This window comes from Lacrimispora sp. BS-2 (assembly GCF_040207125.1).
Taxonomy (GTDB): Bacteria; Bacillota; Clostridia; order Lachnospirales; family Lachnospiraceae; genus Lacrimispora.
Map to the genome: position 1 here is coordinate 882,937 of NZ_CP157940.1, position 16,702 is coordinate 899,638.

The following is a 16,702-nucleotide window of genomic DNA, read 5'->3' on the forward strand; positions in this document are numbered from 1 at the left end:
CCATTAAAAAAATGGCTCAGGGGATTTGTTGTTAGCCGATGGCTTTTTCCGAAACCTTTTCTCTGGTCCGCACATAGGAGTCAGAGTATACAAAGTGATACATGACATAAGCCATAACCAGGGAACCAAGACCGTCAAAGGCGGAATGCTGTTTTAAGAAAACAGTTGCAAGGCTGATGGAAATCATCAGCACCAGGGAACCGGTTCTCACAAACCGGTATTTCCGTAAGCGTTCGCTGTGAAGGACTGCAATGTGAACGCAAACAGAGTTATAAACATGGATGCTTGGGAATACATTGGTACAAGTATCCGCGGAATAAAGAATTGCCACAATAGCCGAGCAGATATTTTTTCCCGGATCAATCACAGGGCGGAAATCCGTACCGTTGGGAAATACGGTGCAGATCACCAGACTAATGGTCATCCCTGTAAACAGCATGGTGCACAGCCTGTAATAATCTTTTACGTTGGTAATAAAAAAATACAAAATAGCGGCTGCTATATATGCAAACCATAAAAGATATGGAATAATGAAATATTCATTAAAAGGAATCAGGTCGTCTAAAGCAACATGCATGATATAGTAATGGTTTGTCACCGTCTTTTCCAGGTAAAGAAACCATGGAATGTAGATAAAGGCGTAACTGAGAATCCAGACATGCCTGTACCTGTGAAACAGATTTTTCATATAATTCTTCCTTCTCCGTTCTGGCGGTTGGTATCATGATTATCAACTTTGGAGGATTATATCACACTCGTTTTGTCAGTACAATAGTATTTCATAAATGTTAATATTTATTTCAGAGAAGATTAAGCTTAGGACTTGTTTTAACCGCCGGTTCCCCCTATGGTAAATATAATCTTTTTATAAAATGGTTGATAGACGGACAATCTTTGTGTATAGTATAAAGGCAGACTTTTACACGAAAGGAATGGAATATGTTACAACAATATATGACCGTTTTCTTTATCTCCATGGTTCCGCTGATCGAGCTTCGCGGAGCAATTCCATATTCTGCGGTGATGGGGCTTCCGCTTTTCCAGTCTTATATCGTTGCGATTCTTGGAAATATGCTTCCAGTACCTATCATTTACCTGTTTGCGAGAAAGGTTCTCGAATGGGGAGCGGATAAGCCGGTGATCGGCGGCTTTTTTTCATGGTGCCTGGAAAAGGGAAAACGAGGCGGAGAAAAACTGCAGGCGAAAGCTGGACAGGGGTTGTTTATTGCGCTTTTGTTATTTGTGGGAGTTCCCCTTCCGGGAACCGGTGCCTGGACCGGCACCTTGGCAGCCAGCCTGCTTGATATTGATTTTAAATCCAGTATTTTAGCCGTGATGGGAGGCGTCTTAGTGGCAGGGGTTATTATGGGACTTGCCAGTGCAGGAGTATTAGGGGCGCTTCAGTCCGTGATTTTCTAAGATTCTGGTAGGAAGAAGGGCAGAATGGAACAAAGGAATCAAGAGGGATTAACAGAAAAAGAGTTTCTTTTGCAGTACCGCCCGGGGAATTATGAACGCCCGTCGGTGACCGTGGATATGCTGATTTTTACGGTGGATGAGGAGGAGATGGAAACAGAAATCCTGCTCATTAAGCGAAAAGATCATCCCTGCATCGGACAGTGGGCAATTCCGGGAGGTTTTGTAAATGTAGATGAATCCCTGGAGGCCGCAGCAGCCAGAGAGCTTGAAGAAGAGACTGGCTTACAAGGTATTTGCCTGGAACAGCTTTATACATGGGGGAACGTGAAGCGTGATCCCAGAACAAGAGTCATCTCAGTATCCTATATGGCCGCAGTGCCGAAGGACCAGCTGACACCAAAGGCCGGAGATGACGCCGCAGAGGCCCGTTGGTTCCAGGTAAAGAAAAAGAAGCTTTCTGAACTGGAGAATGGAGCCACCTATGCACTTACCGTTGAAAATGAAGAAGAACATATTTTTATGAGTTATCGGGTTACAGAAACCTATGAGCGTCAGGGAATGATGTGGAAAAAGGAGACGGAGACCGATCTTTTACCGGCCATTGACGTGCTGGATCAGGAAAAGCTGGCATTTGACCATGCTGAGATCTTAAACGTGGCAATGGACAGGTTGGAAGAATTAGAAAAGGAATACAGAGAGCAGATTTTTTAGCAGATTACACCGCCTGAGCAGGGCGGTGTTTTATTTATTTAATTTGTTAAAGTTTGTAAGAAAATTTTAATCGGAAAATTCTGGATTTTATGCTATACTGTTGTAAGAAATCATACTAGCATGCAGAAATATACAGGAGATGACAGGATATGGCAAAAAAATCGTGCAGGCTGTGGAGCCTGGTAATCAGTATCAGCATTCTTGCGTCAATACCATCATACGGGGAAATGCCCATAATACAGCCTTTTCCGGGAACTTCGGGTCAGACAGGGACCGTAAGCGGACCCGCAGGCAGTACGGCCGGTGAGATCGGGCCGGGAATCAACAACGGAGCCGGCGCAGGAAGTGCTCAGACGGGAGATACCCCAAATGCCGGGGGAACGTTGCCTGCGGACATAAAACAGCCGGAAATTCAGTCAGAAGGCGCGGTTCTTATGGACGCGTCTACAGGAACCCTGCTTTATTCAAAAAATGGGGAAACAAGATATTATCCTGCCAGCATTACAAAACTTATGACAGCCCTTCTTGTTGTAGAAAAAAGTAATTTGTCAGAGACCGTGACCTTTTCAAAAGCTGCCACTACAAACCTGGAATCAGGCGCAGTAACGCTGGGGCTTACAGAAGGAGACAAGCTGACAGTGGAGCAGAGCCTCTATGGTCTTATGCTAAAATCAGCCAATGAAGTGGCCAATGGTCTGGCAGAGCACGTTTCAGGAAGTGTCGGCGCTTTTTCTGCTCTGATGAATGCCAGGGCAAAGGAACTTGGCTGCACTGGAACCAATTTTGTCAATCCCAATGGACTTAACAGCTCCAGCCATTATACCACACCTCACGATATGGCCCTTATTGCCAGGGCGGCATACCAGAATGAAACCGTACGAAAGGTGTCCTCCACCTTAAGTTACCAGATACCGGCCACAAAGAAGGCTTCGGCCAGAACGGTGACCATGGGCCATAAAATGATTAATCCGGGAGATTCCAGATATTATCCGGGAGTGATCGGAGGAAAGACCGGCTATACTTCCCTGGCCGGCAATACACTGGTCACCTGCGTGGAAAAGAACGGAGTCCGGCTGATTGCGGTCATCATGAAGAGTAAATCCACTCATTATGAGGATACAAAATCCCTTTTGGATTATGGTTTTGCTTTAAAGGCAGCGGGAGGGCTGACAGCACAGACTTCTTCCCAGGGCTGGGTCCAGGAAGGTTCTAAATGGTATTATAGAAAACAGGATGGAAAAAAGGCCGGCAATGAGTGGCTGAAAATAGACGGGGTTTACTACTGGTTTGGCACAGACTCTGTCATGGCGGCAAGCCGCTGGGTGGAGAGCAACGGAAAATGGTATTATCTGGGGGCCAATGGAGCCATGCTTAAGGATACCATTACGCCCGACGGATACCGTCTTGATTCTTCAGGCGCCTGGATCCGGTAGAAAGATGGGGTTTTTGGCATAGAAAAAGAGCCTATAGGCTCTTTTTCTATGCCAAATCCTCTGGTGGAGCAGTGTTCTGTTCTGCTTTCGGCTCGCTTTCTTTTTGCAGGGTTACTTCGCTTATATCGGCCCGGTACTCCATGATTTCTTCCACGTCACAGTCCAGAATTCTGCAGAGCATGTCTATGGTATGAGTGGAAACGAAGTTATTTTTCTTAAGCCGTCCGATTTGCCCCGCACTGACCTTGCAGTATTTGATCAAATGATACTGGCTGATGTTTTTCTTTTTCATGGTTTCCCACAGTCTGTCATAAACGATCATGATTTATCACCTCTGGCTTAATTAAACCTTGATTATCCGGTATTGCATATTATCCATAAGTGGTTTATATTATGGGAAAGGAGGAATATACCAATGAAAAAAAAGATATTTAGCGCAATTTTTTATTTTATTTGCTTTTTTGCTCTCTGTAAATCCATCTACCGTCTTGCGTTTACAGTACCGCCGACTCCGGGAACGCCAGGTTACCAGGAATATTTATACGGTACCATAGTCATGAGCATTGGCATCGGACTCATGGTAATCATACCCAATCTCATCATTGAATATCTGGTGGGTAACTGGACCTCTTAGACTTGACTCAGGCAGGTCCTTCATTGTATGATGAACACAAAGCAAGAAAAAGATTGATGGAAGAAGAGGAAGATTCAGATGGGGGTTACTGCCGTAGCTTTTTGCGCCGCACTGGGCGCAGGCTTGTATTTGCGTTCTGAATATGAAAAAGAACAGCTTTCCGTGGAGAGAACTGTTTTGAAAAGTGCTAAGATCAGAACGGACCGTACTATAGTATTCCTTTCTGATCTTCACGAACACCGGTTTGGCGATGGCAATGAAAGGCTTCTGGCCGCAGTGGCTGAGGCGGCACCTGACCTTGTGCTTGTGGGCGGCGATATGATCACCAGCAAGGGCAGAGCGGATACTGCTGTTTCATTAGAGCTTATGGAAAAACTGGCAGAAAGGTACCCCGTCATTTGCGGCAATGGCAATCATGAGAACCGGCTGCTTTGGGAACGCAAGGTATATGGTGAAGCATACGAGGCTTATGTGGGCAGTTTAAAAAAGCTTGGAATCAAAATTCTGGATAACCGGACAGAATTATATGGGCAGGATATAGCTGTTACCGGGATTGATCTGGAGGCGGGGGTTTACCGGAAGTTCCGTCCGGATGATTTAACTGAGAAGGAGATAGAACAAAAGGTGGGGGAGGCATCTAAGGAGCGGTTTCAGATTCTGCTTTGCCATTCTCCTCTTTATTTTCCTTCATGCAGAAGCTGGGGGGCAGATTTGACCCTATCCGGCCATTTTCATGGAGGGACCATAAGGCTCCCGTATCTTGGAGGGGTCATGACGCCTCAATACCAGTTTTTCCTGCCGTACTGTGCCGGTGAGTTCCGGTCAGATGGAAAAGATATGATCGTGAGCAGGGGGCTTGGGACCCATTCCGTAAACATCCGCTTAAACAACAAGCCTCAGGTGGTAGTTGTGGATTTAAAAAGGAAATAGGAAATAGTTTTTGGGCCAGCCGTATATTTACAGATGAAGAAGGATTTGATATACTGATCAAAGGCATGTTTTAATCTGCCTTGGAGGATTTTATGGGAATCTCTTATAAACTGGATAATTTCGAGGGGCCGCTGGATTTGCTGCTTCATCTGATCGACAAGAACAAGGTGAATATTTACGACATTCCCATCGCGGCGATTACAGAGCAGTATCTGGACTATGTAAATCACATGGAAACAGAGGATTTAAACATTGTCAGCGAATTTCTGGTCATGGCAGCGACCCTCATTGATATAAAGGCGCGCATGCTGCTTCCCAGGGAAACCAACGAGGAAGGCGAGGAGGAAGATCCCAGGGCCGAACTTGTGGCACGTCTTTTGGAATACAAATATTATAAATATATGTCTTTGGAGCTTAAGGACCGGGAAGTTGGGGCGGAACGACTGCTGTACAAATTCCCTTCCATTCCTCCGGAAGTGGCAAAGTACGAGCCTCCGGTGGATTTGGACAAGCTGCTTGACGGGCTTACCCTGGCAAAGCTCCAGGAGATTTTCCGGGCGGTCACGAAACGGAAGTCTGATCGTGTGGATCCTATCCGAAGCCGGTTTGGCAACATCAGGAGAGAATCCATAAGCCTGGAGGATAAGATAAAATCGGTCATGGATTATGCAAGAGAGCACCGGAAATTTTCTTTCCGCGGGCTGCTTGAGAGGCAGCCGGACCGGACCCTTGTTGTTGTTACATTTTTAGCGCTTCTGGAGCTCATGAAGATCGGCAAGATCACGCTGACCCAGGAGCATTTGTTTGATGATATGCTCATTGAAACCCTGGAGCCGGAAGGGGCGGAAGGGGAACTGGATTTGTCGGAACTTCAGGAGGAAACCCCTTCCGAGGATACCCCTGCCAGGGATACCTTTATGCCAGGAAAGCAGGGCGGGAAAGAGGAAACCCCTTCCAGGGATACCTTTATGCCCAGAAAGCAGGGCAGGAAAGAGGAAAGTGATGGATAAGGAAGTTCTTTTGGCAGACGGGCAAAAGAAGAGCACAAAAGAAGAAAAGGTATGGGAAGCCGTGATTGAGGCGGTTCTCTTTACCATGGGGAATTCCGTTGAACTTAAGGCTCTGGCAGCTGCCATCGGCCAGGATGAGGCCACGGCAAAGGAGGCGGTTCTCCGTTTGATGAAGCGCTATGATACGGGGAAAAGAGGGGTGCAGATTCTTGAACTGGAAAACAGCTACCAGATGTGCACCCGGCCTGAGTACTACGAGAACTTGATCCGTGTGGCATCTGCGCCTAAAAAACAGGTTCTTACGGATGTGGTTTTAGAGACCCTGTCCATCATAGCCTACAAGCAGCCTGTAACAAAGCTTGAAATAGAGAAGATCCGGGGCGTCAAATCGGATCATGCGGTCAATAAACTGGTGGAATACAACCTGGTATATGAAGTGGGGCGCTTAGATGCCCCTGGACGTCCGGCATTATTTGCCACCACAGAGGAATTTTTAAGAAGATTTGGTATCGGATCCACCCAGAATCTTCCGGTTGCTGACCCTGTTGTGGCGGCTGAGATACGGATGGAAGTGGAAGAGGAGCTTTCTGAAAGCGGCGATCTGATTCCGGCGGAAGATAAAAAAGATGATAACATTTAGGAGGAAAAAAGGTGACACAAGCCATAAGAATAAAATATTTTACTGATAAAATCGAACGTTTACGCTACATAGACGGGAAATCCGACTGGATTGACCTGCGGGCGGCACAGGAAGTGGAGATAAAGGCAGGCGAGTTCAAGCTGATCCCTCTGGGGATTGCCATGGAACTTCCGGCCGGATTTGAAGCCCATGTGGTTCCAAGAAGCAGCACGTTTAAAAATTACGGTGTGATCCAGACTAACAGCATGGGAATCATTGATGAAACATACTGCGGTGATAATGACCAGTGGTTCTTCCCGGCCTATGCGCTCCGGGATACGGTTATTCATGTAAATGACCGCATCTGCCAGTTCCGTATTATGGAGCATCAGCCTGCCTTATGTTTTGAAGAAGTGGAACTTTTAGGGCATGAGGACCGTGGCGGCCATGGAAGCACGGGAAAACAATAAATTCTTGAATTGAACTTCCTTAAAAGGAGATAATAGCATGAGAAGAAAGACAGGTTACGGGACTGTAATCCTTGGACTTGCACTGGCAGTTGTCATAGCAGCAGGCGGCTGCGGGAAAAAGGAAAACAAATATTCTTACCGGGCCGCGGGAATCGAAGCTCTTGACCAGGGCAACTATGACAGTGCCGTGGAAGCCTTTGACCAGGCCATCAATTCCTCCAAAGGACTGGTAGGAAAGTTTGATGTGGATGTGTTAAAGTACAGGGCAGAAGCCGAATACCTGGCAGGGGATTATTCTTCCGCTGCAGACACCTATGGCATACTCATAAAGGTAGACCGTGAGCGGCCGGAATATTTAAATCTGCGTTCCGTTTCCAGAGCAGGGGCCGGAGATTTAAACGGTGCCATAGAAGACTATAAGCGAAGTGCTGAACTGGATGCCGAAAAGAAAGCGCCGGGCAGGCTGAAAGCCTTGCTGGCCGCAGGGGCGGCCATGGAAAAGGCAGGAACGGCATCTGATGCCATGAGCCTCTATGAGGAAGCCCTTAAGGGCGGGGAAGAAAGCGCCCAGCTTTATAACCGGATAGGCTTATGCAAGATGTCCGGAGAGGACTGGGATGGAGCGGCTGAATACTTTAATAAGGGCCTTTCAGCAGCCGACAGTTCAGAGGTTCCGGAACTTTTATTTAACCAGGCTGTTGCCAAGGAGCGTAAAGGTGAATTTAAAGCAGCCCTGGATCTGATGCAGCAGTATGTCTCAGCCCACGGCCCTGATGAGGAAGCGGAGCGGGAGATCACATTTTTAAAAACAAGATAGGTTGGAACGATTGATGGCAGAACTGATTGAGTTAAAGGAAGTAGAAGAACGGGTGATCCTGGTGGCAGTCAGTACCGGGGATGAGAATGACGGGCAGGCGTCTCTTGATGAGCTGGAAGAACTGGTGAAAACGGCAGGAGCCGTTACCGTGGATAAGGTGATCCAGAACCGGGAGAGGATTCATCCGGGGACTTATCTGGGCAAGGGAAAGATTGGGGAAATAAAGGACCGCATCTGGGAGCTTGATGCAACCGGAATTGTCTGCGACGATGAATTGTCTCCGGCCCAGCTTCGTAATTTGGAAGAGGCCCTGGATACCAAGATCATGGACCGGACCATGGTGATTCTGGATATTTTTGCTTCCAGAGCCACGACCAGAGAAGGAAAAATCCAGGTGGAACTGGCTCAGCTAAAGTACCGGTCAGCCCGTCTGGTTGGCCTTAGAAGTTCCTTATCCCGTCTGGGAGGAGGAATCGGCACCCGGGGACCTGGAGAGAAAAAACTGGAAATGGACCGCCGTCTGATTCATGACAGGATCGGAATGCTAAAGGCTGATTTAGAGGATGTGAAGCGTCACAGAGAAGTTGTCAGGCAGCAGAGGGATAAAAATCATGTACCGACTGCCGCCATCGTTGGCTATACCAATGCCGGGAAATCCACCCTGTTAAACAGGCTTACAGATGCCGGGATACTGGCTGAGGATAAGCTGTTTGCCACCCTGGATCCCACGACCAGGAATTTAAGCCTGCCAGGCGGTCAGCAGCTCCTTTTAACAGACACCGTAGGATTTATCAGAAAGCTTCCCCATCATTTGATCGAAGCATTTAAAAGTACCCTGGAGGAAGCCAAATACAGCGATATTATCCTTCATGTGGTGGATTGTTCCAATCCTCAGATGGATATGCAGATGTATGTTGTATACGAGACCTTGAGGGAGCTTGGTGTTTGTGATAAGATCATGGTTACCGTGTTCAATAAGATCGACGCGGCAGAGGGCGGCACGATCCTTAAGGATGTTTCTTCAGACCATCAGGTGAGGATATCCGCTAAAACAGGAGAAGGACTGGATGAACTTTTAAATCTTTTAGAAACCATTCTCAGAAACCAGAAGGTGTATTTAGAAAAGGTTTATTCCTATAAGGAAGCCGGGAAAATCCAGCTGATCCGCAAATACGGCCAGTTGTTAAAGGAAGAGTATCAGGAAGACGGAATTCTGGTGAATGCCTATGTGCCATCGGAACTGTTTGCCTCTCTGGCAAACAATGCCGATGTTGTTGATGATTAAAAAAACACAATATGTGGATTGGTGTTAAAAAACCAAACTACATATTGTGTTTTTTCTTTTCTTCTGGTATAATATACCTGTGAGAAGCCGGCTCTGGCTTCTTGCAAAAGGTGCCGCTTTTGGCACCGTCTATTTAGTTATAGAAAAGTTATAAGGGGTTTTGCAGAGGAACGCCCTGCTTACCGGGCAGGAAAGTGGAAAGGAGTTTAGTTATATGATCCAGGTGGTAAAGAGAGATGGGGAAAGTGCTGAATTCAGTCTGAATAAAATCACGGAAGCGATTAAAAAAGCATTTAAGGCCACTCAAAAGGAGTTTAATAATGAAATACTGGAATTGCTGTCTCTTCGGGTAACTGCTGATTTTCAGGGGAAGATGTCAGGAGGAGAAGTTACGGTAGAACAGATTCAGGACAGTGTGGAACACGTTCTTGAGCAGGCGGGATATACCGATGTGGCAAAGGCTTATATTTTATACAGGAAACAGAGAGAAAAAATACGGAATATGAAGGATACCATTCTGGATTACAAGGCTGTGGTAAACAGCTACGTAAAGGTAGAGGACTGGCGTGTCAAGGAAAATTCCACTGTCACCTATTCCGTTGGAGGGCTGATCTTAAGTAACTCCGGTGCGGTTACGGCTAATTACTGGCTGTCTGAAATTTATGACCAGGAGATTGCAAATGCCCACAGAAATGCGGATGTCCATATTCACGATTTATCCATGCTCACCGGTTACTGTGCCGGCTGGTCCTTAAAGCAGCTCCTTTTAGAGGGGCTTGGCGGAATACCGGGAAAGATCACTTCTTCCCCTGCAAAGCATTTATCCGTACTTTGCAACCAGATGGTCAATTTCCTGGGGATCATGCAGAATGAATGGGCAGGAGCCCAGGCCTTTTCCTCTTTTGATACTTATCTGGCTCCTTTTGTAAAGGCTGATCACTTATCCTACCGGGAAGTGAAAAAATGCGTTGAATCCTTTATTTATGGTGTGAATACGCCAAGCCGCTGGGGAACTCAGGCTCCTTTCTCCAATATTACCCTGGACTGGACCGTTCCTGCCGATATGGCGGAGCTTAATGCCATTGTCGGAGGAAAAGAGGCGGACTTTAAGTATAAGGACTGCAAGGCTGAGATGGACATGATCAATAAGGCCTTTATTGAAACCATGATAGAGGGAGACGCCAATGGGCGGGGCTTCCAGTATCCCATTCCTACTTACTCCATTACCAGGGATTTTGACTGGTCCAATACGGAGAACAACCGGCTGCTGTTTGAAATGACCTCCAAATACGGAACCCCTTACTTCTCAAACTACATTAACAGCGATATGGAACCAAGCGATGTAAGGAGTATGTGCTGCCGTCTGCGCCTGGATTTAAGGGAGCTTAGGAGAAAGACCGGAGGCTTCTTCGGTTCCGGCGAAAGTACCGGTTCCGTGGGCGTTGTGACCATCAACATGCCAAGGATCGCTTATCTTTCCCAGAATGAGGCCGATTTTTACAAGCGTCTGGATCATATGATGGATATTTCGGCCCGGTCATTAAAAACCAAGCGTGAAGTCATAACAAAGCTTTTGAATCAGGGGCTTTATCCTTATACAAAACGTTATCTGGGCAGCTTTGGAAATCATTTTTCCACCATCGGTCTCATCGGAATGAACGAAGTCGGCTTAAACTCCAAATGGCTGGGGCAGGATCTGACAAGTGAAAAAACAAGACAGTTCACAAAGGATGTGTTAAATCACATGCGGGAAAGGCTGTCAGATTACCAGGAGATGTACGGAGACCTCTACAACCTGGAGGCAACTCCTGCCGAGTCCACCACATACCGGCTGGCAAAGCATGACAAGAAGCATTATCCGGATATCATAACAGCCGGAAATCCGGGGGATACTCCTTATTATACAAACAGCTCCCACCTTCCTGTGGATTATACGGCAGATATCTTTGATGCCCTTGAGATTCAGGATGAGCTGCAGACCCTCTATACATCAGGAACCGTATTCCATGCATTTCTGGGTGAAAAGCTTCCTGACTGGGAAGCAGCAGCAAAGCTGGTGCACACCATTGCAGAGAATTTCAAGCTGCCTTATTATACATTGTCGCCAACCTATTCCATTTGTTCGGAGCACGGATATCTTTCCGGCGAACATAAGGTATGCCCGGTCTGCGGAAAAAAAGCTGAGGTATACAGCCGGATCACCGGCTACTACCGTCCGGTGCAGAACTGGAATGAGGGAAAAACTCAGGAATATAAGAACCGGACAGCCTACGATCCTTTCCATTCTGTACTGAAAAAGGGAGCTTTAAGGGAAAATGGGGATAAGGCAGCAATGAAAAAAGCGGAGATCCCGGCCGGGACCTATCTCTTTACAACCAAAACCTGCCCTAATTGCCGGATTGCAAAACAGTTTTTACAAAATATGGATTATGAGGTGGTAGATGCCGAGGAGAATGCAGAGCTTGCCACAAAGTTTGGAATCATGCAGGCACCTACTTTGGTGGTCATAAAGAACGGCCAGGTAAAAAAGATCACAAATGCCTCTGAAATCAGGAAATTTGCGGAAGGCAGGACCAGGTGAAATGACTTCAATCCTTTGTCGGTCCGTCATTAAGATATGGTAGTCAGTGAAAAGATTCTATGCTATAATGGCATGGAATCTTTTTCCGTTTCAAAAAAGAGGGGGTGGCGGAATATGAAAATGACCGGCCCTGTTTGGAATGATTGAAGATAACATGTGACTGAAGAGGAGCTTAAAAAGATGGGAAGAGAAAAGTTTTCATCCCGCCTGGGATTTATACTGATTTCAGCAGGATGTGCCATTGGCCTGGGAAACGTCTGGCGTTTTCCTTATATTGTGGGCCAGTATGGAGGAGCAGCTTTTGTTTTGATTTACGCGGTGTTCCTGCTTATTTTGGGGCTGCCTATTGTGGTAATGGAGTTTGCCGTAGGGCGTGCCAGCCAGAAGAGCGTTGCTTTGTCCTATGATGTACTGGAGCCTGAAGGAAGCAAATGGCATTATGCCAAATACCTGGGAATGGCGGGAAATTACATTCTGATGATGTTTTACACCACGGTTTCCGGCTGGATGGTCTTATATTTTTTAAAGATGGCAAAGGGAGATTTTGTGGGCCTTGATGCGGAAGGGGTAGCCGCAGAGTTTGGGAACATGCTGGCAAATCCTGTTCTCATGGGAATTTTTATGATCATCATGGTTGTAGGCTGCTTTTCTATTTGTGCCAGAGGGCTTCAGGGAGGCGTAGAAAAGATCACAAAATTAATGATGGTATGTCTTTTGGGCTTAATGGCCATACTTGCTGTTCATTCCGTGTTCATGGAAAACAGCAGGGCAGGACTGGAATTTTATTTAAAGCCTGATTTCGGTAAGATCAGGGAGGCAGGGATTGGTGAAGTCATATTTGCTGCCATGGGACAGGCCTTTTTCACCTTAAGCATTGGGATCGGAGCTCTTGCCATCTTTGGAAGCTACATAGGCAAGGAACGCAGGCTGGCCGGAGAAGCCATCAGTGTGGCGGTTCTGGACACCTTTGTGGCCTTTATGGCGGGACTTATTATTTTTCCTGCCTGCTTTGCATTTCAGATTGAACCGGGCCAGGGACCTAAGCTGGTTTTTGTGACTCTGCCCAATGTATTTAACAACATGGCAGGCGGAAGGCTGTTGGGAAGCCTGTTCTTCCTTTTTATGTCATTTGCTGCTATTTCCACGGTAATTGCGGTTTTCCAGAATATTGTTTCTTTTGCCACAGATCTGACCGGATGTACCATAAAAAAGGCAGTGTGGCTGAATGCAGCCGCCATTATCATATTATCCCTGCCTTGTGTACTGGGATTTAATGTGTGGAGCGGTTTTATGCCCTTTGGCGAAGGAAGCAATGTTCTGGACCTGGAAGACTTTATTATCAGTAACAACCTGCTTCCTCTGGGAAGTCTGGTCTATCTTGCTTTCTGCACCAGCAGATACGGCTGGGGATTTGAGAATTTCATGAAGGAAGCCAATGAAGGAAAGGGAATCCGTTTTCCGCGATGGGCAAAGGCTTATGTAACATTGGTTCTGCCGGTCATTGTTCTGGTGATCTTTATCCAGGGCTATGTTGCTAAATTCTTTTAAAGGCTGATGAGATAGCTGCTTTGAAGCAGAATTATGTATCGTTACGAAAAGAGGCCCGCAGGTTCAGACCTGCGGGCCTCTATACTGTTGTTTTGTCTTTCTTATCCGTTTTTCCTCTGTCTTGCAACCGTACCTGGCTGCAGGAAGCTGCTTTTCCTCAAGAGGTCATTTCCGCTTATCCTTTGCACGACATTAGCAAGGCTGGTATGGAAATTACCCTTTGCCATCATGAAAAATGGGCTGGAAGCGGAAAAGATTCCAATATCAGCCATTTTGCTCCCCTTCTGGCAGATGTTTTCCTGGAAAACGATTCTGCTTTCCGGGATATATTCCATGGGGTTTTAAACGGAAAGGCATGATCAGTTTTAAAAAGTTCGTGTTTCCCCTTGATTTGGGAGCACACGAACTTTTTACACCTTGTTTAGATTTCGTAATAGCCTGCCTGGCCATCCAGCCTTTTTTGTTCTTCCACCAGATCTGCCAAGGTAATGCTGTCTACCACATCAGAGATTGCATGATCCAGTTTTTTCCATACCATGAGAGTGGCACAAATCTGGGAACGGCTGCAGGGATTGATTTCATCCTCCAGACATGTTACGGGAACCAGACTTCCCTCTGCAAGGCGCAGAATCATGCCAACGGTATATTCCGAAGGATCCTTTGTCAGATAATATCCGCCCTGGGCGCCTCTTCTGCTTTTCACATATCCGGCCCTGCTTAAGATGGTAACAATCTGCTCTAAGTATTTATCGGATATTTCCTGGCGTTCCGCCACCTGATTGATCTTTGTGCATTCCCCCGGATGAAGCGCAAATTCAAGCATCATACGAAGGGCATAACGTCCCTTGGTAGAAAATTTCATGGTTAAAAATCTCCTTCCTAATTATTCTTATCTGTTTAGTAGGATATAAAAATATTGTACACGAAACGACTTGAAAAGTAAACCTTAAATTATCCGGCTTCCCAATTTATGGAAATGGATGTATACTAATACTCATTGGGGAATTGGAAATAGAAGCAAAGTACAAACCTGATCTTTGAACATGTTCTTTCTGCGTATGATCTGCATTAATCTGCCGGTGCCATTTTTCCCCAGTTTTGGAACGGTCTTGTAGTGTTATCCTATAATATTATAAGTTATCAGAAATCGCCTTTCAGATTTCTGATAAAAGGCAGTGTTCTTTGCTGCCATCTATCCGACTATCGGAAGAGCTGTTTGCTTCCGATAATATGGATAACAACCATGGCGGGGGACTGCATTTACAGCTTAAAGGCCAAGTGAATACCAGAGGGTACCAATGAATCGATAGGAGATAAAAGAGATGAAACATGGATATATCCGGGTTGCCGCGGCAACCCCTGATGTAAAGGTAGCAGACCCGGAATTTAACAGAGAACGGATTTGTGAGCTGATTAAAAAAGGAATTGAAAGGCATGCAAAGCTCATGGTGTTTCCGGAACTCTGCCTTACGGCCTATACCTGCGGCGATTTATTCGGGCAGGACGCCCTGTTAAAAAAGGCTGGGAAAGAGCTTAAGGAGATTTTAAAGGCAACAGAAGGCCACGATCTTTTGTGCTTTATAGGCACACCCTGGGAATGGGGCGGAAAGCTTTACAATACGGCTGTTGCCGTTCAAAACGGAAGGATTCTTGGAATCGTTCCCAAGACGAATCTGCCCAATTATTCAGAGTTTTATGAGCTGCGTTATTTCCAGCCGGGAAACGAAGTACCGGTGATGGTAAAATGGGAGGATGAGCTGATTCCCATGGGCACCAATATTCTTTTTGCATGTGAGGACATTCCCCAGCTTGTGGTGGCAGCAGAGATCTGTGAAGATGCATGGGTTCCAAATCCCCCATCCATCCGCCATGCCATGGCCGGTGCAACGGTGATTGTAAACTGTTCCGCCAGCGACGAGACAACGGGAAAGGATATTTACCGGAGAAGCCTTATCGCAGGACATTCCGCCAGCCTGGTATGCGGCTTCATCTATGCCAACGCAGGAGAGGGAGAATCCACTCAGGATCTGGTGTTCGGCGGTCAGAACCTGATTGCGGAAGACGGATCTCTCCTTGCAGAATCCAAACGTTTTGGAAATGGGATCATATACGGGGATATGGACTTAGACAGACTGATTCATGAAAGACGCCGCATGACCACGTTTCCCCAGGCAGACCAAAAGGATTATACCCTGGTTTCCTTTAAAATGAAGCAGGAGGAACTGGACTTAAAGAGATTTATAGATCCAAGACCCTTTGTCCCGGACAATGAGGAGGAGAGGAACAGAAGGTGTGAGGAGATTCTCTCCATACAGGCCATGGGCTTAAAAAAGAGGCTTGCCCACACCGGCTGTAAGCATGGGGTCATAGGGATTTCCGGAGGACTGGATTCGACCCTGGCGCTTCTTGTGACAGTCCGCGCCTTTGACATGCTGGGAATCCCCAGAAATCAGATCCATGCGGTGACCATGCCCTGCTTCGGAACAACGGACCGTACGTATCAGAACGCCTGCACGCTGACCAATACACTTGGAGCAGAGCTTACAGAGGTAAACATCAGGGAAGCCGTAAGCCTTCATTTCCGGGATATCGGACAGAGGGAAGATGTCCATGATATAACCTATGAGAATTCCCAGGCAAGGGAGAGAACCCAGGTTCTGATGGATATGGCAAATAAACTAAACGGAATGGTCATTGGAACAGGGGACATGTCTGAACTGGCTCTTGGCTGGGCGACCTATAACGGCGACCATATGTCCATGTATGGGGTCAACTCTTCGGTGCCCAAGACCCTGGTACGCCATCTGGTACGCTACTATGCGGACACCTGCGGGGAAGAGGCTTTAAGCGGTGTGCTTCTGGATGTTCTGGACACGCCTGTAAGCCCGGAGCTCCTTCCGCCCCAGAACGGGGAAATTGCCCAGAAAACAGAAGACCTGGTAGGCCCTTATGAACTTCATGATTTCTTCCTGTACCAGATCTTAAGGTTTGGCTGCCGGCCGGAGAAGGTCTACCGCATGGCGGTCTATGCATTTTCAGGGCAATATGAGAAGGAAGTTATTTTAAAATGGCTAAAGGTATTTTACCGCAGATTTTTCAGCCAGCAGTTTAAGCGCTCCTGCATGCCTGACGGACCCAAGGTGGGCTCTGTGGCAGTATCCCCAAGAGGAGATCTGCGCATGCCAAGCGATGCTGTAAGCCGCCTGTGGCTGGAAGAACTAGAAAATTTATAAAAGAGAGGTACA

General features: G+C 46.8%; 17 protein-coding genes. 14 read left to right on the forward strand and 3 right to left on the reverse strand.

Translation table 11 applies throughout. From position 1 onward, the window contains the following. Positions 1–31: 31 nt before the first annotated feature. Positions 32–688: a phosphatase PAP2 family protein gene (locus ABFV83_RS04250; RefSeq protein ID WP_349947699.1), complete on the reverse strand. Its 657-nt coding sequence runs from the start codon at positions 686–688 to the stop codon at positions 32–34. 251 nt (positions 689–939) lie between these two features. Between ABFV83_RS04250 and ABFV83_RS04255 the strand changes: the two genes are divergently transcribed. From ABFV83_RS04255 to ABFV83_RS04265, 3 genes are all read left to right on the forward strand, one after another. Then, complete coding sequence (locus ABFV83_RS04255; RefSeq protein ID WP_349947700.1) at positions 940–1,419, forward strand: small multi-drug export protein; 480 nt, start codon at positions 940–942, stop codon at positions 1,417–1,419. Positions 1,420–1,443: 24 nt separating this feature from the next. Then, positions 1,444–2,130, forward strand: coding sequence for an NUDIX hydrolase (locus ABFV83_RS04260; protein ID WP_349947701.1), 687 nt, complete (start codon positions 1,444–1,446; stop codon positions 2,128–2,130). 149 nt (positions 2,131–2,279) lie between these two features. Further along, positions 2,280–3,563, forward strand: a complete 1,284-nt coding sequence (locus ABFV83_RS04265; protein ID WP_349947702.1) for a serine hydrolase — start codon at positions 2,280–2,282, stop codon at positions 3,561–3,563. A gap of 46 nt (positions 3,564–3,609) precedes the next feature. Here the strand turns inward: ABFV83_RS04265 and ABFV83_RS04270 are convergent, their stop codons facing one another. Then, positions 3,610–3,885, reverse strand: a complete 276-nt coding sequence (locus ABFV83_RS04270) for a helix-turn-helix transcriptional regulator (RefSeq protein ID WP_349947703.1) — start codon at positions 3,883–3,885, stop codon at positions 3,610–3,612. 93 nt (positions 3,886–3,978) lie between these two features. Here ABFV83_RS04270 and ABFV83_RS04275 point away from each other — a divergent pair, with 93 nt between their 5' ends. The 10 genes from ABFV83_RS04275 (at position 3,979) to ABFV83_RS04320 (ending at position 13,816) form a co-directional block, all read left to right on the forward strand. After that, positions 3,979–4,197, forward strand: coding sequence for a hypothetical protein (locus ABFV83_RS04275; RefSeq protein WP_349947704.1), 219 nt, complete (start codon positions 3,979–3,981; stop codon positions 4,195–4,197). Between the two features lie 78 nt (positions 4,198–4,275). Beyond that, a complete protein-coding gene (locus ABFV83_RS04280; protein ID WP_349947705.1) occupies positions 4,276–5,127 on the forward strand; it encodes a metallophosphoesterase in 852 nt (283 codons plus the stop codon). Between the two features lie 92 nt (positions 5,128–5,219). Next, positions 5,220–6,137, forward strand: a complete 918-nt coding sequence (locus ABFV83_RS04285) for a segregation/condensation protein A (protein ID WP_349947706.1) — start codon at positions 5,220–5,222, stop codon at positions 6,135–6,137. After that, on the forward strand, positions 6,130–6,777 hold the full coding sequence (gene scpB, locus ABFV83_RS04290) for an SMC-Scp complex subunit ScpB (protein WP_349947707.1): 648 nt from the start codon (positions 6,130–6,132) through the stop codon (positions 6,775–6,777). The genes ABFV83_RS04285 and scpB overlap by 8 nt, the downstream gene beginning before the upstream one ends. A gap of 11 nt (positions 6,778–6,788) precedes the next feature. After that, the gene (locus ABFV83_RS04295) at positions 6,789–7,226 is read left to right on the forward strand and encodes a dUTP diphosphatase (protein ID WP_349947708.1); all 438 of its coding nucleotides are present in this window, start codon (positions 6,789–6,791) and stop codon (positions 7,224–7,226) included. A 37-nt stretch (positions 7,227–7,263) separates the two neighbouring features. Next, entirely contained in the window at positions 7,264–8,043 is a 780-nt protein-coding gene (locus ABFV83_RS04300) for a tetratricopeptide repeat protein (protein ID WP_349947709.1), read from the forward strand. 13 nt (positions 8,044–8,056) lie between these two features. Next, positions 8,057–9,328 (forward strand): GTPase HflX, encoded by a 1,272-nt coding sequence (hflX, locus tag ABFV83_RS04305; protein WP_349947710.1) that lies wholly within the window; start codon positions 8,057–8,059, stop codon positions 9,326–9,328. A 214-nt stretch (positions 9,329–9,542) separates the two neighbouring features. Then, complete coding sequence (locus tag ABFV83_RS04310) at positions 9,543–11,909, forward strand: ribonucleoside triphosphate reductase (protein WP_349947711.1); 2,367 nt, start codon at positions 9,543–9,545, stop codon at positions 11,907–11,909. Positions 11,910–12,089: 180 nt separating this feature from the next. After that, the gene (locus tag ABFV83_RS04315; protein ID WP_349947712.1) at positions 12,090–13,457 is read left to right on the forward strand and encodes a sodium-dependent transporter; all 1,368 of its coding nucleotides are present in this window, start codon (positions 12,090–12,092) and stop codon (positions 13,455–13,457) included. 206 nt (positions 13,458–13,663) lie between these two features. After that, positions 13,664–13,816 carry a hypothetical protein gene (locus ABFV83_RS04320; protein WP_349947713.1) on the forward strand — a complete coding sequence of 51 codons (153 nt, stop codon included), beginning with the start codon at positions 13,664–13,666 and terminating at the stop codon, positions 13,814–13,816. Between the two features lie 62 nt (positions 13,817–13,878). Here ABFV83_RS04320 and ABFV83_RS04325 read toward each other — a convergent pair whose 3' ends face one another. Then, a complete protein-coding gene (locus ABFV83_RS04325) occupies positions 13,879–14,319 on the reverse strand; it encodes an Rrf2 family transcriptional regulator (RefSeq protein WP_349947714.1) in 441 nt (146 codons plus the stop codon). 460 nt (positions 14,320–14,779) lie between these two features. Between ABFV83_RS04325 and ABFV83_RS04330 the strand changes: the two genes are divergently transcribed. Further along, entirely contained in the window at positions 14,780–16,690 is a 1,911-nt protein-coding gene (locus tag ABFV83_RS04330; protein ID WP_349947715.1) for an NAD(+) synthase, read from the forward strand. Positions 16,691–16,702 lie beyond the last annotated feature (12 nt).